This window comes from Methylobacterium aquaticum (assembly GCF_001043915.1).
GTDB lineage: Bacteria > Pseudomonadota > Alphaproteobacteria > Rhizobiales > Beijerinckiaceae > Methylobacterium > Methylobacterium aquaticum.
Genome location: NZ_LABX01000175.1, coordinates 12222 through 29860 on the forward strand (window position 1 = coordinate 12222; position 17639 = coordinate 29860).

Here is a 17639-nt window from a genome sequence, read left to right on the forward strand (position 1 = left end):
CCACCGTTCCCATGCGATCACCGCTCGTGGTGACGGCGGCCCGGGTCGACGGGTTCGGGGCGGGAGCGGCAATCCCCGCCGGTGTTCCGACGGGAGGAGGCGCCGCGCGCCTTCAGCCGCGGCTGAGCCTCCGGGCGTTGGCCTGCACCTTGCGGCGATAATCCCGCACCACCCGCTCGGGCGTGCCACCGGAGGCGAGGGTCATCGCGGCCTCCGCCGCGGCCTCCACCTTCTCCGTGACCATGCGCTGCGCCTCCACCTGGGCGGCCGTGCCGCCAAGCGAGAGCTTGGCCAGCCGCAGGGCGACGACCGTCTGGGCTTCCAGCCCGAGGCGAACGGTGTCGAAGCCGAGGCGCAGCCAGGAATCATACATTGCAAGATGTCTCCGTGAGCGGATCATGAGAGGGAGCAGCCGCCCGGCGGACGAACGCCGGAACGGCTCAGGTGTTTCAGGCCGATGCGCCGGATGCACTCAGGGAATCGCACCCTGCGGCAACAGGAGCCCGCCGGGGGTCCGGGCGGGCGCGGCGTCGGGGGATGCGGCCTTCTCACGCTTTGGCTTTGCGACCCGTTTGGGGGACGGCTTGGGCGCATCGGCGGCGGGATCGGCCGGGTCCGCTCCTGCGCCGTCCGGCTTGGTCGCATCCGCCTTGGTCGACGCGGCATCGAGCGAGCCGGCCTTGGATGACCCGGCTTTGGGTGACCCGGCCTTCGCCGCCTTCGTCCCCCCCTTGCGGGCGGTGGGGACGGGTTTCGGCTGAGCCACCTTCGGGGCATCGCCGCAGCTCTGGAACGTCAGCTCGGCCAGGACCTGCCCGTCATCCTCGGCCAGGATGCGCAGGGTCCGCGGCAGGGCGTCCGGGTTGTCGGCCCACTGGATCGGCGCGCCGTTCTGCGCTTCGAGGGCGGCCGGCGAAGGACCGCGGCGCAGGCCCGACAGGTCGGGGCCGTAGGCGGTCGCGATCCTGTTGCGGATCACCACCTGCAACACCTGCACGGTCTCGGGCGAGAGCGGCCGCAGTGGATTGCTCCAGGTCATGCTCCCCTGCCGGGTGACCCAGAGGCGAAAGCCCGTCCCGCCCGCGAACTCGGCCGCCTGCGGCGCTGGGCAGGCGGGCGCCGTCTCGGCGGGGAGCGCGCGGGCCGGACCGGCCGCGGACAGAGCCAAGGGAGCAGCCGTCAAGCCGGCCAGAAGCAGGGCCTGCACCGCGGCATGGGTCACCGGACATCTCCGTCGCGTTTGGCAGGGGCGATGGTGGAGGGATCGGCCATGCGGCCACCGGCCTCGGGCAGGCCGGGCTCCGCCGGATCGTGATCGATGGTCATGCCGCCGAGCGGGCGGGATCGCGGCGCGTCGGGCGCGGCCAGCCGCGCGGGATAGGCGCGCGGCACCTCCGGATGCAGGGCCGCCTCCTCGAGCAGGCCGGCGAGGTCCTGGTCGAAATCGCGGAACAGCTCGTCGCCCCGGTCCTCCAGCTCCTGCTCGTGCGGGAGCCGCAGAGACGGATTGCGGGCGCGGCCATGCGCGAAGACGAGCACCAGGCCGGCAAATACCAGGGCTGCCACGGCAGCCAGAATCACGATCATCTCCATCGTGAGGCCAGCCTTAGAGCATTTCCCGCGGCCTGTCCGGTCGCAAGAGCCGGCCCCGATACGATCGGAGGCCGACCTCACGCGCACAACGCCCCCCGCGCCGGGTACCACGCGGGCCGACAGGCCGCCCGCGCGCAGCAGGCCCGTGGGACGACCACCATTATGGCTTGCGCGGGAACGGCGTGCGGCGTCTCGCCACCCTGAAGCGCCCGGGCTAGAGCATGGCCGGCCGTGGCGCGGAACGCTCCTTGCGTCACGGCCCCCAGGCGCGAGCCCGCGCGCCACTCGATCCGGACGGTGATCCGGCCACAGGACGAAGCGACCCGATGGACAGGCTTCAAGGTTCCACCATCCCCGGTTCCATGCTCCCCACGACCGACCCGCAGGACGCCGCGGCCCTGGAGGCGGACTTGCTCGGGCTGGTCGAGGAGGCACGCCACCAGGCGAGCCAGGACCCGTTCCGCAACCCCGTCCTGACCGTCGCGCTGGCGATCAGCCGCCGGTTCGACCGGGGCGAGATCGGCGAGGAGCATTTGAGCGGCCTGTTCGTGCGCCTGCGCGCCCGGGCGCTGGAGGCGCGGGCGGCACGGCTGCGGGCCTATCTCGGCCTCGGGACGGAGGCGGATTCGCATGCCGCCACGCAGGCCGTCGCGGCGGCCGCCCTCGGCGACCCGGAGATGACGTTCGAGACCGCCCGCACCCGGGTCGAGCGGACGCGCTTTGCCGCCGTCTTCACCGCCCACCCGACTTTCGGGATGCCGAAGGCGGTGGCGAGGCTCCTCGCCGAGGCCGCCTCCGAGCCCGACCCGGCGGCGCGCCAGGCGCCGATTGCCGCCGCCGCCGCGCTCTCCGCCCGGGCCGACCCGGTCATCACCCTCAACGACGAGTTCGACCAGGCCCGGCACGCAGTCCAGCACGGCCGCGCCGCCCTCGACGGGCTGAACGAGGCGCTGCTGCGCGCCGCCCGCGAGCGCTGGCCCGATCGCTGGAGCGAACTCGTGCCCATGCCGGTGGTGCTGGCGTCCTGGGTCGGCTGCGACACGGACGGGCGCACCGATATCGGCTGGTACGACACCCTGCGCTACCGGCTCGAATCGAAGCGCACCCAGTTCGACCGGGTTCTGGCCCAGCTCCCTGACGATCCCGCCGCCGACCCCGCCCGCAGGCTCGCCCAGGAGGCAAGGGCAGCGGTCCTGCGCCAGCTCGCCGTGGCGCCCAAGCTCGGCGAGCAGCCGAGCCTCGAGGCGGTGCACCGCTTCGCGCTCGCCCTCATCATCGAGCGCGACCGGGCCCAGACCGAGGCCGGCCCGCTCCTGTCTCTCCTCGACCGGGCAGTGGCCGAGGCCGCCGACGACGAGGCGCGCCTGAGGCTCTGCATCTTACGGGCCGGCGTCGCCGCGCACGGGCTCCAGAACGGCCTGCCGCATTTCCGGCTCAATGCCAGCCAGGTCCACAACGCCGTGCGGCGGGAACTCGACCAGGACGGCGACCCGACCGATCCGGCCCAGCGCCGCTCGCATCTCGCCTCGATCAACGCGCTCCTCGCCGAGGTCGCGGCGGTGCCGGTGGATTTCGGGGCGCTCGCCGCCGAGCGGGCCTCCGCCGCCCGGCTGATGATGACGATCGCCCAGATCCTCAAGCATATCGACGGCACCCACCCGGTCCGCTTCCTGATCGCCGAGACCGAGACCGGCTACACCCTGCTCGCCGCGCTCTGGCTGGCGCAGCATTTCGGCATCGGCGACCGGGTCGAGATCACGCCCCTGTTCGAGACCGCCTCCGCCCTCGAACAGGGCGTGCACGTGATCGAGGATGCGTTGCGCTCGCCCCATTGGCGGGCCTATCTCAAGCGCATCGGCCGCCTGGTGGTGCAGTTCGGCTACTCGGATTCGGGCCGCTATGTCGGCCAGCTTGCCGCCACCTTCTGGATCGAGCGCCTGCGCTTCCGCCTCACCGAGCTGATGGCGGCGCACGACCTCACCGACATCGAGCTCGTGATCTTCGACACCCACGGCGAATCGATCGGGCGCGGCGCGCATCCGACGAGCCTCGCCGACCGGCTGGCCTATCTCGCTCCCGACCATGCGCGGCGGCGCAACCGCGAGGCGGGGATCCGCACCAGCCTCGAATCGAGCTTCCAGGGCAGCGACGGCTACCTGATGTTCGGCACGCAGACGCTGGCCGAGGCGACGGTCGCGCGCATCGGCGAGCACGTCTACAGCCGGCTCCAGCCGGCGCCCGACCCGATCTACGCCGAGGCCGACTTCGCCACCGAGTTCTTCACCGGCGTGCGCCAGGACATGGAGACGCTCGTCAACGATCCGGGCTACGCCGCCCTGCTCGGCACCTTCGGGCCGAACCTCATCGACCGCACCGGCTCGCGGCCGGTGGCGCGGCAATCGGATGCCGGGGGGCCCGTCGCCATCACCCATCCGCGCCAGATGCGGGCGATCCCCAACAACGCGATCCTCCAGCAGCTCGGCTTCCTGGCCAATTCCCTGCACGGCGTCGGGCGGGCGGCCGGCCGCGCGCCCGACCGGTTCGTCGAGATGCGCGAGCGCTCCGAGCGCTTCGCCCGCGCCTTCCGGCTGGTGCAGGAGGCCACCGCCGTCGGCGACCTCGACGTCCTGCGCGCCTATATCGACACCCTCGACCCCTCGGTCTGGCTGGAGCGGGCGCGGCGCGCCACCCGGGACGGGCGGCGGGAGGAGATCGTGGCGATCGCCGGCGCCCTCGACCGGCTCAACCTCGCGCCGCATCTGCGCCGCCTGTTCGGCCGGCTGACCCAGGACCACCTGATGCTGCACATGGTCGCCCCGGACCTGCCCGGGATGACGCCGCGTCTGGCGCTGCTGCACGCGCTGCGCCTCGCGCTCATCCACCGGATCTGGTTCCTGGCGGTGCATATCCCGGGCTTCCGGCCGCAGAACGGCATCACCCGCGAGGCTTTGATCGAGCGCATCCTGCGCCTCGACGTCGAGAGCTGCCTCAAGCTCCTCGACGACATCTTCCCGGTGACACCGGATCCGACCTTGGGCCTCAATTTCGGCGAGCCGGCCGGCCCCCGCGGCGTCGGCACCTACGAGGCCGAGCACCGCACCCTGTTCGCGCCGATCCGCCGCCTGTTCGGCCTCGTGCGCGAGATCAGCGGCATGATCCAGCACGAGGTCGGGGCGTTCGGGTAAGGGGAGCCGGGCCGGTCCTCCGCCGCGAGGATCGGCCTCGTCCCCCGGGACGCGCGTCAGCGCTCGGCCCAGCTCATGTCGAGGGCGGAGCGCATCGGCCGCCGCTCGGCCTGTCCGCCGGGCAGGACGCGGTATTTCAGGCGACGCTTCGGATCGACGATGATCGCCCCGGGCGCGAGGGGGCCGTCATACGGCACCGTGTCGCCCGACATGCGGGCGAGCGCCCGGGCGGGACCGGGGGAGGCCGGGACGGCGCCGGTCACCAGGAATTCGATGAAGCCGCCGCCCAGATCGGGCCGGCCCGTCGGCGCAGCGGGGCTCGCCGCGGCCGCAATCGTCGTGGCGCCCACGATCGCCGCAGCCGCAGCGATCCGCCCTGTTCCTCCGCCCACCGTCATGACGTCCCGTCCTCACCCGGCGGAACCCATGGTTCCGCGGCGTGAAGCCTAGCAGACGTGACCGCGACCGCGGGCCGGGACCTGACGTCAACCTTACCGGTTCCCGAACGTGAAAGACCGCCGGGACCGATGGTGGTGCCGGCGGTCCTCCGATGTGCCCGTGCCGTCCGGCTCAGCCGCGGGTGCGGGGCGGGCAGGCGGTGGGGCTGAGGGAGTAGTGCTCCGGCTCGACCACGCGCTGCGTCTCGACGTAGACGCCCGGATGGTAGGAGTTGCGAACCAGGCCGCCGCTCGCCTGGTAGTTGAGATCATAGGCCATCGAACGGGCCGGCGGACGCACGAGCCGGCCGCGGGTGTTCACCACCACACGCTCGGGCCGGTAGGTCGGCTGCCAGCAGACGTCGCGGTCGGGCGTCACCGAGATCTCGTACTCGAGCGCCTGAGCGCCAGTCACGCCGCCGACACAGATGACCATGGCCGCCAGAGCGGCAAAACGAAAGCGTGTCACGTTCGGTCTCCCTGCATGGCCCTGCAATTTCTGGGACCATTGCCGATGCATGAAGCCAAGTTTCAGCGCGATCAATAAGTATTTTCTGCTGAAGTTGCGGAAACCTGCCACTCGATCCACAAATCCATTGGAAATATACTTCTGGTATGAGTATGACGACCGTAGCATGCCTGAGAAGAGGCTGAAAGTCAAATGTCCTGATTGTCATCCCTCAAATGAGGTATGCGGCCTCATGACTTGCCCACCCAAATACACGAGAATGTTTCGGGGAGTGGAGCCTGGATGATCCGGCCCGGCCAATGATACAACTTTTCATGAGATGATTTCACCCATGGGTTTCATTGACGACACGCTCCGGCGCCTCGACGACAGCCTCGGCGAGGCGATCCTCGACCCGTCGCGCTGGGGCGCCGCGCTGGATCACGTCTCGGCCCTGGTCGACGGCGACGGCGTGATGCTGCTCCGGAGCCACAACCGGACGCCGGGCATCCCCTGCACCGCCAGCGTCGCCGAGCTGGTCGACGACTATTTCCGGCACGGCTGGCACGTGAACGACCTGCGCACCCGCGCGGTGCCACGGGTGATGCGGGGCGAGGTGGTCACCGACCACGGCATCCTGACCGCCGAGGAGATGGCCCGCGCCCCGTTCTACAACGACCTGCTGCTGCGCCACGGCTACCACTGGTTCGCCGTCGCCGGCTTCCATGCCGGCTCCGAGCACTGGGCCGTGTCGGTGCAGCGCAAGGCGCGCCGTGGCCCGTTCGAGGCGGTGCAGCCCCTTGCCGGCCTCGCCCAGCGCCTCGGCCGCGCCGCCACCCTGTCGGAAGCCCTCGGCCGTGCCGCCCTCGACGGCCATCTGCGCGGGCTCGAGCAGGTCGGCGAGGCAGCCCTCGCCCTCGACGGAGCCGGCCGGGTCGTCGGCGCCAATGCACGGGCGGACGCCCTGTTCGACGCCGCCTTCCGCGTGGTCGACGGCACCGTGCGGATCGCCGACACGCGGGCAAGGGAGGCACTGGCGGGCGTGGTCGGCGCGCTCCCGCATCGCAGCCCGCCGCCGGCCGGCCCGATCCTGGTTCCCCGGGGCGACCGCCGCCCTCTGATCCTGCGCGTCCTGCCGGTGATCGAGGCCGCCCGCTCCCCCTTCCTGGGCGCCCAGATGCTCCTCACCGTCACGGATCTCACGGCCGAGCAGCGGCCCGATCCGGCCGTGCTGGCGCAGGTCTTCGGCCTCACCGCCGCGGAGGCACGGCTCGCCGCGATCCTGGCCGGCGGCGCGTCCCTCGACGAGGCCGCCGGGACGCTCGGCATCGCGGTCGGCACCGTGCGCAGCCAGATCAAGGCGGTGTTCGCCAAGACCGGGACCGGGCGCCAGGGAGCCCTGGTGGCGCTTCTCGGCGCGGCAGGCCTGCGATGACGCGCGGACGTTACGGTTGCTTGGCCCAGATCCCGAGCTTGCCCGTGCGCGCGTGTCGCTCGGCCTCGACGAGGTCCGGCGTCGCATCGGCGCCGGCACGGCCGCCGCCGTTATAGAGCACCACCTCGGAGAGGTCGTGCCCGTCGACGGTGCAGATCCAGGCGGTCTTCGCGGGGCTCGGCTGGCAATTCACCGGGCGGCCGGCGAGATAGCCGGAGAGGTCGCTCGCCTGCGCGCCCTTCGCCCATTCGACGCCGTAGAGGCGGAGCGTCCGGCCGCCGAGCCGCAGGGTCGCGGTGTCGAGTACCTCGGCGACGCCGGCAAGCGGGCCGGCCGTCTCCGGCACCACGGCCCCGGTCTGGACCGGCTCGCGCTTCGTCTCGGCGGCCTTCGACGGCACCGCCGCCGGAGCGGGCTTCGTCTCGGCCGGTTTCGCCTCCGCGGGCCGCGCCTCGGGCCGCACGTCGGCGGCTTGGCTGGTCCTTGGGCCGGTCCCTTGAGCGGGCGCCGGCGCGACGATCGCCGCCTCCCGCGCCGGCTCCCCACCGTCGCGGAGCAGCGCGGAGCCGATGCCGAGCACGACGAGCCCACCCAGGACGGCATAGGCCCCGCGATGGGAAGACCACCGACCCAGCCGTCGTTGCGGCCGGGCGAGGCCGGGTTTCAGGCCCTCACCGGTCGGTCCGGCCGGAACCGGGACCGCCGCGGCGACGGGACCTTGCGGCGCAGGCGCCGGACGGCGCAGGCGGGCGGCGAGGCCGTCGAGAGCCTCCCGCAGGCGCGAGGGTCGGGCGGGCGGTCTGGGCGCCGCCGGGGCGGGCTTCACCACGATCCAGTCCCGCGGGGCCCCGCCCGAGGCCGCCGGCGGCGGGGCGGCGGGCTGCTGGAACATCGTCGGGTGCTGCCGGCGCAGCTCGTCGACGAGATCGCTCAGGCTCAGGGGCAGCGTCTCGCCACCGACGATGCGGGTGCGCGGCTGCCCGTCCCGGTCGACGATCTGGTAGCCCGGGGGCGCGTCGAGGCGGCGGGTCGCGGATTCCGCCAGGAGTTCGAGGGTGCGACGGGCCACGGCGACGGGGTGCTGCCGGTCGATCTCGGCCCGGATCAGCGCCTGCAACTGCTCACGCGAGGTCATGTCCGCATCGTGTCCCATCGCCCCCGGCCGCGGGGCCTGCTCGCGGGCCGCCAGCCGCTCCGGCGGGCGCCACGATCTCTCATCTAGGTCCTGATCGGCGCCCTGTCACAGGGCGTCCGCGTCCGGTCAGCGGCTCGCCACCGCCTCGCGGTGCACGACCCGGCTGGTCTCGGCGATGATGACCGGACGTGCGCCGGCCAGGCTCACCGCCAGTTCGACATCGACGGTGCCCTGCGAGCGCGCGCCGCGTTCGGGGCTGAAGGCGACGAAATCGACCGTGGCCCGGACCTGGCACACGGCGAGCCCGGCATTGCAGGCGGTGCGCAGGGAATCCGGCCGCGGCCGGTAGCGCCGCTCCGGCCAGCGCCGCACGAAGCGGCGCTTCTCGGCCATCACGCTGGCGACGCTCATCGACCGGCCGTGGAAGACCACCTGGCTGCCGTAGAAGCCCGGTGCCACCGCCAGCGTCGTGCCGTTGGGGCCCGAGATCGACGCGAGGTAGTCGCGGGCCAGGCGCTGCGAGGCGACCGCCCAGTCGCGCATCTGCGAATCCGAGACCGTGACGGGGGCGGGCGCCGGGATCTGGACCGGCAGCGGGCGCTCGGCCCGGGCGAGCCGGGCGGCACGGCGGGCGGCCGTCGCCGCATGGAGCCCGCTGCGGGCCGGGCGGCGCACCTCCTCGGCGACCCGGCGCGGGATGTGGGCCTTCGGCCCCTCGGCCCGGGGGGCCGGCGCGACGATGGGCGCTGCTGGAGCGGGCGCCGGCGCCGGGTCCTTGGCAGCCGGGATCTCGGCCGCGGGGCTCCGGCCGGCCCGCGCCGGCGGATCGACCCAGCCCTGCGCCAAGGCGCCGGAGGACAGGAGGGCGGCGAGACCGAGGCCGAGCAGGGCGGACGACGGCGTGGGGCGGCTTGGCCCGAGGGAACGGAGCCGGAGGGAAGGGAGCATGGGGGCGGCACCCGGGGAGAGGAGCGCGATCAGGCGAGGCGATCACGCAGGTGAATGCAGGTAAGGGAACGTTCGTGGCCGCGGTTACGGTTCCATTGCGGGCCCGTTGCCCTCCCCGCTACCCACGTTCCCCACATCCTCGCCCCACATCCTCACTCCCGCTCCCGACCCCGGACCTCAGGCCGCCAGCCTCGCAGCGAGGAAGCCCGGGATTGGCCTAAACCCCCCGGGACCTTGCCAAGCGCGGCCGCCACCCCACCTCATAGGCTCCCCGGGTCCGGGCCCCTCTGGCGGTTCGAGGCGTCGACCGCGATGTCGGACCCCTTCTCTGCCTTTGTGCTGACGCGGCACGATCGCACTGGAGGGCCCGCATTCTTGCGCGTCGTTCCCCTTTCTCCCCCTGCCATCGCGGGAGGCGCCGATGTCCGGCGCTGACACGCCCCGGCGGGCCCTGCTCGTCGTCAACAAGAAGGCCCGCAACGGCGGGCTCGACCTCGACGCCGTGAAGGGCGTCCTGCGCCGTGGCGGGATCGCGACGGTCGAGCCGCCCCCGGGCGAGACCGACTGCAAGGCGCTGATCCACGCCCATGTGGGCACCTGCGACATGGTGATCCTGGGCGGCGGCGACGGCACCCTGAACGCCGCCGCCCAGGCGCTCGCGGAAGCGCACCTGCCGCTCGGCATCCTGCCGCTCGGCACCGCCAACGATCTCGCCCGCAGCCTCGGCCTGCCCGCCGATCCCCTGGCGGCGGCGGAGGTGATCGCCACGGCGCCGGCCCGGCCGATCGATCTCGGCTGCGTCAACGGCCATTACTTCTTCAACGTCGCCAGCATCGGCTTCTCGGCCGATCTCGCCGGCGAGCTGACGGCCGACCTCAAGCGCCGCCTCGGCACGATCGGCTATGCGGTCGCGGCGTTCCGGTTGCTTCGCCGGGCGCGGCCGTTCACGGTCTCGATCGAGCATGACGGCACGGTGGAGACCGTCCGGACCATCCAGGTCTCGGTCGGCAACGGCCGCCATTACGGCGGCGGCATGACGGTGGAGGAGAACGCCACCGTCGATGACGGGCTGCTCAACTTCTACAGCCTGGAGGTCGCCCATTGGTGGCGGCTGCTGGCCCTGCTGCCGGCCCTGCGGCGGGGCACGCAAGGGAAAGCCGCCGACGTGCGCGCCTTCCAGACCACCGAGGTGGTGCTGCGCACCAAGAAGCCGCGCCCGGTCAACACCGACGGCGAATTGACGACCTACACCCCCGCCCATGTGCGGGTGCTGCCGCGGGCCGTCCAAGTCCATGCTCCGGACTTCCCTGCCCCGAACTTCCCTGCGCCGGATGTCCCTGCGCCGGATTTCCCCGCCCCGAGCCAGGCGCGGGGCCGCCCCTCGATCTTCCCCTAAAGAGGACCGTTTCGTCGTGGACTCCCTCGTTCAACTCGCCGCCGACCCGACGGCCTGGGCCGCCCTCGCGACCCTGGTCGTCATGGAGGTCGTGCTCGGCATCGACAACCTGATCTTCATCTCGATCATCACCAACAAGCTGCCGGCCGAGCAGCAGTCGCGGGCCCGGCGCATCGGCATCGGGCTCGCGCTGATCCTGCGCATCGGCCTGCTCGGGACCGTGGCCTACATCGTCCACCTGACCCAGCCGGTCTTCGAGATCTTCGGCAAGGGGCTGTCCTGGCGCGACATGATCCTGATCGCCGGCGGCCTGTTCCTGCTCTGGAAGGCCACCAAGGAGATCCACCACAGCCTCGACCCCGACCCGGAGGAGAAGGCCGGCGGATCCGGCTCGCTGGGCTTCACCGCGGCGATCGGCCAGATCCTCATCCTCGATCTGGTCTTCTCGATCGACAGCATCATCACGGCGGTCGGCATGACCGAGCACGTGCCGATCATGGTGATCGCGGTCCTGGCCGCGGTGACCGTGATGCTGCTCGCCGCCGATCCGCTGTCGCGCTTCATCGCCGCCAACCCGACGGTGGTGATGCTGGCGCTGGGCTTCCTCATCATGATCGGCATGACGCTGATCGCGGAGGGCTTCGGCGCCCATGTGCCGAAGGGCTACGTCTACACGGCCATGGCCTTCTCGGCCGGCGTCGAGGTGCTCAACATCCTCGGCCGGCGCTCGCGGAAGGGAAAGCGCAAGGCGGCGTGACGCCGGTCAGCCTGGTGCTGTGACGGCAGCGCCCGATCGCGATGCGGTCGGGCGCTGTTTTCGTTTGAACCCGAGACGGTAATACCATCGGCCCAAGATGCTGACGCATCGGGCCGATGAACCATCTCAAATTTTCGATGCCAAGCCAGAGGCTTGACGAAAATTCGCGAACGGAACCAAAGGTCGTTTCCAACGACCGTTGGTATAACCGCCGACACCGGGCTTGATGCTCATTCGCGGACTTCGCGGACATGACGCAGGGGAGAGGCATCGACCGTCACCAGTGCCGCGAACGGCTGCTGAAACTCGACCATGAAGGCTTCGTGGTCGCCAAGGATCTCGACCACGGTTCCCCGGCTTCCTTCCGGCACCGTCTCGCCACGCCGCGTCTCGGCAGCGCGCAGACGCTCGACCCGCTCATCCTGCTCGGGCGGGCGCGAGAGGAACCGGCTGCCTGCGCGATGGCAAATGAGGGACGAACACCGCGAACCAACCATTGACCACGCGCTTCATCGGACGATCCCTACCCCAGATCGATCCGGAAGCACGCCCCCGGCCCCTCCTCCGCCACCACGCCGATGCGCCAGCCATGCAGCTCGGCGATCCGCCGGCAGATGCTCAATCCCAGTCCGACGCCGTTCGGGGCCCGCCCGTTCGGCACCCGGGCGAAGGTCTCGAAGATCGCCTCGTGGAAGGCCGGCGGCACGCCGATGCCGGTGTCGCGCACGGTGATCCGGCCCGGCTCCCCGGGCCAGGCCCGGATCTCGATCGCCAAGGGCCGCTCCGGCGCGCGGTAGCGGATGCTGTTGGCGACGAGGTTCTGGAACAGGTTGGTCAGGAGCGCCGGCACGCCGTTCACGGTCGGCAGCGGCCCGACGACGAGGTCGGCGGAGGCGGCGCGCAGGTCGAGGTCGAGGTTGCGGGTCGCGTCCTGAACGACCCGGCCGAGATCGACCGGCTCGAAGGTGTGACTCTCGGCACTGAGCCGGGCGTAGTCGAGGAGGCCGGTGGTCATCCGGTTGAGCCGGGCGGCGCAGCCCTCGATCGTGTCGAGGCTGTCGCGGACGACCGGGCCGGCCTCCGCCCCGAGGGTGGTGCGCAGGATGCCGGTGAAGGCCACGATCTGGCGCAGGGGCGCCCGAAGGTCGTGCGCGGCCACGGAGGCAAAGTCGCGCAGGTTGCGGTTCATCCGCTCCAGCTCGCGCGAGGCGGCGATGATCTTCTCCTCCAGCAGGCGCTGCTCGCGGCGCTGCTGGAGCACCCAGTGGTCGATCGGCCGGTCGACCTGATCGACGGTGGTGAGGACGGCATGCTCGCCTCGTCCCACCTCCCAGGAGATCGCGATGTCGCAGCGCGGGGCGCCGCTCACCATGGCGAGACGGATTCCGGGCAGCACGATCGGCTCGGGGGCCGCCCGCTGCTGGGCGCGCAGGTCCTCCTCGAGGCCCGACAGGATCGGGCTGTCGAAGGCGGAGCGCCCGGGCTCGGGCAGCCAATCGCTCAACGAGCCGGTGCGGGCGAGGACGCGGCCATCGGGACCGAGGGCCGCGACGCCAACGAGGCCGGCCTCGAGGAGATGGGTCAGGGTGCGGGAGAGGTCCGCTCCGGCCGGGAGTGCGACAGCGGCGCGCATGGCGCTTACAGGCTCCGGCGCTCGATCGTGGTGGCCAGCTCGGCGAAGAGGCCGGCGACCCCGTGCCCGGTGCGGGCGCTCGCGAGCGCGACGACGTCGGCACCCCGGGCCCGGGCGAGGAGATCGGGCGGCGCGCCCGAGCCGGGCTCGCCGGAATCTCCGGCGACGAGGTCGCTCTTGTTGAGCACCGCGGCGCAGGGGCGGCCCGGCAGCGCCTCGCGAAAGCCCGCGATCAGCGCCGCCATCTGGTCGAGGGAGGCGGGGCGGGTCACGTCGGCGACGATGAGCGCCCCGCTCGCGCCCTTGAGGTAGACGGTACGGAAGATGCTGAGGCCGAAATCGCCGTCGGTGTCCCACAGGACCAGCGGCATCGCCTTGGCCCCACCCGGCAGCGGGGCGGTGGTGGTGTAGATGTCGACCCCGATCGTCGCCTTGTAGCTGGTCTCGAACCGGCCGAAGGCGAGCCGGTTGGCGAGCGAGGTCTTGCCGACGCCGATCGCCCCCAGGATCATGATCTTGCGCGCCGCCACCCGATTACTCCGCGCTGTAGGCGAGCTCGAACACGACGCGCCGGTTGCCGGTCACCCGCTCGTCCGTGATCTGGAGCGGCGGGCGCGAATTGACGACGACGAGGCGCGCCCGCGGGATGCCGCGGCGCTCCAGGTCGGCGGTGATGCGCTCGGCGCGCAACCGCGCCGCTTCGAGGTTGGCCCGGGCCGTCCCCGCGCCGTCGGAATAGCCGACGATGCGCAGGCGCGCATCGGCCACCGCCGCGAGGGCCGAGGCGAGCACCGAGAGATCGCGCTCGGCCCGCTCCGGATCGCGATAGGTGGCGTCGGGGCCGAAGAAGATCGCGGTGCGCGCGACCGCGTCCTCGAGCTGCTTGAGCGGCGTGTCGATGCGGGCTTCGAGCCGCGCCACCGCGTCGCGTGAGGCGAGGCCCGGGACCGCAGACTCGACGGCGGCGGTGCGGGCCTCGAGCGGGCCGAGGCGCGCCTGGGTCTCGCCCACCGTCGCCTCGGTCCCGTCGACGCGCTGCGCGAGGGACTCGGTCCGGGTTTCGAGCCGCGCCACCGCCTCGCGCGGCGCAAGGCCCGGGATTGCCGCCGCGACGGCGGCGGTCCGGGCCTCGAGCGGGCCGAGGCGCGCCTGGGTCTCGCCCACCGTCGCCTCGGTCCCGTCGACGCGCTGCGCGAGCGTGTCGGTCCGAGTTTCGAGCCGGGTCACCGCCTCGCGCGGCGCAAGGCCCGGGATCGCCGCCGCGACGGCGGCGGTCCGGGCCTCGAGCGGGCCGAGACGCGCCTGGGTCTCGCCCACCGTCGCGTCGGATGCGGTCGCGCGCTGCGCGAGCGCGTCGGTCCGGGCCTCGAGCCGGGTCACCGCCTCGCGCGGCGCAAGGCCCGGGATCGCCGCCGCGACGGCGGCGGTGCGGGTTTCGAGCGGGCCGAGGCGCGCTTCGAGCGGACCGAGACGCGCCTGGGCCTCGCCCAGCTTCGCCTCGGCCCCGTCGAGACGCTGCGCGAGGGTGTCGGCGCGCCGGTCGAGGGTCGCGGCGGCGATGCGCGCGGAATCCGGATCGGACGTGACGGCGATCCGGACGGCGACCGGCCAGCCCGGAAACTCCGCGGCGAGGCGCTCGCGCAGGGACGCGGCGGCCTCGCGGGTCGGCAGGACACCGGTCGCCCGGATCACGCCGGCCTCACGGTCGAAGGCGAGGTGGAGCGGAGAGTCGCGCAGGTCGGGAGCCGCCTCGATCCGCGCGAGCGCGGCGGTCTCGGCGGCGCGCTGCCGGGCCGACAGGACGGCACTGGTCGCCCAGGCGGCAAGGGCCACCGCCGCCAGCGCGCCGGCGACCGCCACCGGCCGCACCCGCGGGCGCGGCGGGACGAGGCGCGCGGCGATCGCCCGGTGAAGCGCGGCAAGCGGCGCGGAATGGTCGGCCCCGTCATTCGTCTCATCCTGCTGCCGGACCGCGTCGAGGAAGGACAGGAACTCGGCATCGACCACGCCGGCAAGCCGCCCGGCACCGCGGCCGGCCTCGGTGAGGCCCGCCACGATCAGCAGGGGCGAGGCACGCAGCAGCACCGTGCGGCCACCAAAATCGAGGGAGCGCAACTCGCCGTTGACATCGCTCAGCGCCTGGCCGGCGAATTCCACGATGGCGGTGACGAGGCCGCCGATCAGGTGGAGCTGGCCGTCCGGATCGGCATCGGGCTGCCCGTCGCGATCGGTGGTGGCGAGAACCGCGCCGGTGCTGCGGTCGATCAGGATCAGGCGTTCGAGCCGCCCCCGCGCCAGCTCGGCCAGCACCAGGGCGGCGTAGGACTGGCCCGTCAGCACGGCCTTCGCCCGCAGCCAGGCCCGGCGCGGCGAGCGGCTGAGGGTCTCGTTGATCTCCTCGGAGAGCTGGCGGAAGGCCGCGGCGATCGCCGCCGTCACCATCCGGCCGGCGATCGGGTAGAGCGTCTCCACCATCAGGTCGCGGGATTCGGCGATCTCGCGCCGGATGCCGGCGACGACGAGCGGCGCGATCACCTCGGTCAGCGCCCGGTGGTTCTCGACCTCGACGACCTTGAGGGCAACCACCAGGCTGTCGGCCACCGCCCGGCTGAACCGGTCCTCGGACCCGACCCGCAGATCGAGCCGCGCCAGCTCGGCCCGCAGGCCGGCGAGGTCACGGTGCTCGTCGCGCAGCAGCAGCAGCTTCAGGTCGCGGAAGGCAGGATCCTCGATCGGATTCCGCGCTGAATCCTGCGCTACCGCCGCTCTCATCCCGGATCAGGCCCGACGCTTACGGATTGCGGTCGGCCAGGGCGGAGATCTGCCGGCCCATCTCGGTCACCGCGCTGCCGATCGCCCGCACGGAATTGCTCTGCTCCATCCGCAGCGACAGGGCGAGGGCGTCGATCGACTTCTGGATGTCGTTGAAGCGCTGGACCATGCGCTGCTCGAGATCGGTCACCGCCTCGCGCAGGTCGTCGTGCCGGCGCTCCTGCGACCGCATCGCGTCGCCGTAGAGCAGCTCGCGGACCTTGTCGATGGTGTTCGCGGCGTCGGCCGGGGCCGGTTCCGTCGCGGCGTACTCGTTGCCCGATCCGGCGTTGAGATAGGTGATCTGGCCGTTCATCGGTCGTATCTCTCGTTCTGGATGACGGTGAGGCCGGGCCGCCCGTATCGGATCGGCTCGGCGGGGGCAGAGCGGAAGGCGCGCGGGCCCAGCACCCCGAGGATCGCAGCCTCGAACGCCTCGCCGGTGAGGCTGGCCTTGTCGAGGAAGCACACGGCACCGGCGCTCGCGCACATCTCGCGCACGTCCGGCATGCTGAGCCCGGTGAGCACGATGGCCGGCAGGCCAGGGAGCCGGGCATTGAGCTCCGCCAGGAAGCGCAGGCTCGATTCGCAGCCGAGCCAGAAATCGAGGATCGCGAGGTCGATCCGCTCGGCCTCGACATGCTCGCGTGCCTCGGCGGTGGAGCGGGCCCGCAGCACCCGCATGTCGATCATCCGGAAACCGGCTGCCTGAAGGGCGATCAGCTTGGCATCGACGTCGTCGTCTTCGAGAAGAAGCACGCTGATCGTGCGCGCCTGGGCGAAGCCGCTTCCGCCATCATGTCGGACAGCACGCATGGAATGATCATCCAACCCGGCAGACCGGATCTAAAGTCTTGAAAAAGCAGATCCGGTCACCCGATCGGCACTGCATCAAGTGATAATGATTCGGTCCTGAAAATCAACGACTCGTTATCGCCACGGTAACGCATCGTCAATCACTGACGCATCGAATTGCGGGCGATTTATCCACTTTAGGTTGAATGTCCCGCCGTCAGGATGAGGCGACATCGGACCCGCAGGCGCCGCAATGGTCTGACCCAGCAGGGGTATTTCGGATGGACATTCCGGCCGCCGCGCGGGCTGTGGCCTCACGGCAACGCCGCCGCCTCGCGGGCGCAGGCCGCCGGTTCCGGCGCCGGACCCGCCGGCGCGGCGGCGATGTCGCGGCGGGCACGGTCGAGGTCGGCCCGGAAGGCAGGATCGCCGACCAGGGCGGCAAACAGCGCGCTGCCGGCGAGACGGCCGGCCTCGACATCGCTCGCCCAATGCACCCCGCAGACGATCCGGCTCTCGCCATAGATCCGGCCCCGGCGCAGGATGGCTGCGGCGCGCTCCGGCATCAGGGCGGCGAGGACGAGGGCGACGGTCCAGCCCTCGGTGGCGTGACCGGACGGGTAGGCGAAGCTCCGGTCGAGGGCCTCGGTGCGGTCGACGCAGAGAGAGGCGTCGTTGCCGAGATGCGGCCGGGGACGGGCGAAGCGCACCTTGGCGTCGCGCACGACCGCCCCGACGTCGCGGCGGGTGCGGGCGAGGAGCCCGGCGAGGGCCGGCAGCCGGGCCGGATCGAGGCGCCGGCCGGCGGCGCAGGAAAAGTCGTCGAGAAGGGCGGCGATGCCCGAGGCGACATCGGCGGTGGCAAGCGACCAGCGCGGCGAACCGGCGAGGCGCCGCGTCGCCGCATAGGCTGCCGCATCGGCCGCGTGCGCGGCGCTGCCGGGCTTCGGCGGCGGAAGCAGGATCGCGGCGGCGTCGAGGGCGCCCGCTTTCAGGTAGGGCGCCGGCTCCGCCGCGGCGGCACCCGCGGCGAGACCCAGGCACAGGGCGAGCGCGACCCGCACGG

The 17639-nt window shown here is 72.3% G+C and carries 17 protein-coding genes; 4 read left to right on the forward strand and 13 right to left on the reverse strand.

What is annotated here, in order from left to right:
• Positions 1-112: 112 nt before the first annotated feature.
• The 3 genes from VP06_RS21780 to VP06_RS21790 form a co-directional block, all read right to left on the reverse strand.
• Complete coding sequence (locus tag VP06_RS21780) at positions 113-373, reverse strand: hypothetical protein (RefSeq protein WP_048465884.1); 261 nt, start codon at positions 371-373, stop codon at positions 113-115.
• 99 nt (positions 374-472) lie between these two features.
• Positions 473-1222 (reverse strand): hypothetical protein, encoded by a 750-nt coding sequence (locus VP06_RS21785; protein WP_048465885.1) that lies wholly within the window; start codon positions 1220-1222, stop codon positions 473-475.
• Positions 1219-1581 carry a hypothetical protein gene (locus VP06_RS21790; RefSeq protein ID WP_156295712.1) on the reverse strand — a complete coding sequence of 121 codons (363 nt, stop codon included), beginning with the start codon at positions 1579-1581 and terminating at the stop codon, positions 1219-1221. Before VP06_RS21790 ends, VP06_RS21785 begins: the two co-directional genes overlap by 4 nt.
• Before the next feature lie 374 nt (positions 1582-1955).
• Between VP06_RS21790 and VP06_RS21795 the strand changes: the two genes are divergently transcribed.
• On the forward strand, positions 1956-4778 hold the full coding sequence (locus VP06_RS21795) for a phosphoenolpyruvate carboxylase (protein WP_048465887.1): 2823 nt from the start codon (positions 1956-1958) through the stop codon (positions 4776-4778).
• Positions 4779-4834: 56 nt separating this feature from the next.
• Here VP06_RS21795 and VP06_RS21800 read toward each other — a convergent pair whose 3' ends face one another.
• Both VP06_RS21800 and VP06_RS21805 read right to left on the reverse strand, forming a co-directional pair.
• Positions 4835-5176, reverse strand: coding sequence for a hypothetical protein (locus tag VP06_RS21800; protein ID WP_048465888.1), 342 nt, complete (start codon positions 5174-5176; stop codon positions 4835-4837).
• A gap of 172 nt (positions 5177-5348) precedes the next feature.
• Complete coding sequence (locus VP06_RS21805; RefSeq protein ID WP_156295713.1) at positions 5349-5684, reverse strand: hypothetical protein; 336 nt, start codon at positions 5682-5684, stop codon at positions 5349-5351.
• 331 nt (positions 5685-6015) lie between these two features.
• On the opposite strand from VP06_RS21805, the gene VP06_RS21810 reads away from it, so the two are divergent.
• A complete protein-coding gene (locus VP06_RS21810) occupies positions 6016-7098 on the forward strand; it encodes a helix-turn-helix transcriptional regulator (protein ID WP_048465890.1) in 1083 nt (360 codons plus the stop codon).
• Positions 7099-7108: 10 nt separating this feature from the next.
• Here VP06_RS21810 and VP06_RS21815 read toward each other — a convergent pair whose 3' ends face one another.
• A complete protein-coding gene (locus tag VP06_RS21815) occupies positions 7109-8233 on the reverse strand; it encodes a thermonuclease family protein (RefSeq protein WP_048465891.1) in 1125 nt (374 codons plus the stop codon).
• A gap of 126 nt (positions 8234-8359) precedes the next feature.
• On the reverse strand, positions 8360-9181 hold the full coding sequence (locus tag VP06_RS21820; protein ID WP_048465892.1) for a hypothetical protein: 822 nt from the start codon (positions 9179-9181) through the stop codon (positions 8360-8362).
• Positions 9182-9602: 421 nt separating this feature from the next.
• Between VP06_RS21820 and VP06_RS21825 the strand changes: the two genes are divergently transcribed.
• On the forward strand, positions 9603-10577 hold the full coding sequence (locus VP06_RS21825) for a lipid kinase (protein ID WP_082167543.1): 975 nt from the start codon (positions 9603-9605) through the stop codon (positions 10575-10577).
• 16 nt (positions 10578-10593) lie between these two features.
• Positions 10594-11334, forward strand: a complete 741-nt coding sequence (locus VP06_RS21830; RefSeq protein WP_048465893.1) for a TerC family protein — start codon at positions 10594-10596, stop codon at positions 11332-11334.
• A gap of 523 nt (positions 11335-11857) precedes the next feature.
• Here VP06_RS21830 and VP06_RS33840 read toward each other — a convergent pair.
• The 6 genes from VP06_RS33840 to VP06_RS21860 all read right to left on the reverse strand — a co-directional run bounded on the left by VP06_RS33840 (position 11858) and on the right by VP06_RS21860 (position 17637).
• Positions 11858-12706: a sensor histidine kinase gene (locus tag VP06_RS33840; protein ID WP_425350939.1), complete on the reverse strand. Its 849-nt coding sequence runs from the start codon at positions 12704-12706 to the stop codon at positions 11858-11860.
• 266 nt (positions 12707-12972) lie between these two features.
• Positions 12973-13497: a Rab family GTPase gene (locus VP06_RS21840; RefSeq protein WP_156295714.1), complete on the reverse strand. Its 525-nt coding sequence runs from the start codon at positions 13495-13497 to the stop codon at positions 12973-12975.
• Between the two features lie 4 nt (positions 13498-13501).
• Positions 13502-15739, reverse strand: a complete 2238-nt coding sequence (locus tag VP06_RS21845; RefSeq protein ID WP_048465894.1) for an OmpA family protein — start codon at positions 15737-15739, stop codon at positions 13502-13504.
• Between the two features lie 19 nt (positions 15740-15758).
• A complete protein-coding gene (locus VP06_RS21850; protein ID WP_048465895.1) occupies positions 15759-16094 on the reverse strand; it encodes a hypothetical protein in 336 nt (111 codons plus the stop codon).
• The gene (locus VP06_RS21855; RefSeq protein ID WP_048465896.1) at positions 16091-16594 is read right to left on the reverse strand and encodes a response regulator; all 504 of its coding nucleotides are present in this window, start codon (positions 16592-16594) and stop codon (positions 16091-16093) included. Before VP06_RS21855 ends, VP06_RS21850 begins: the two co-directional genes overlap by 4 nt.
• Positions 16595-16887: 293 nt before the next feature.
• Positions 16888-17637: an acid phosphatase gene (locus tag VP06_RS21860; RefSeq protein WP_048465897.1), complete on the reverse strand. Its 750-nt coding sequence runs from the start codon at positions 17635-17637 to the stop codon at positions 16888-16890.
• Between the last annotated feature and the right edge of the window lie 2 nt (positions 17638-17639).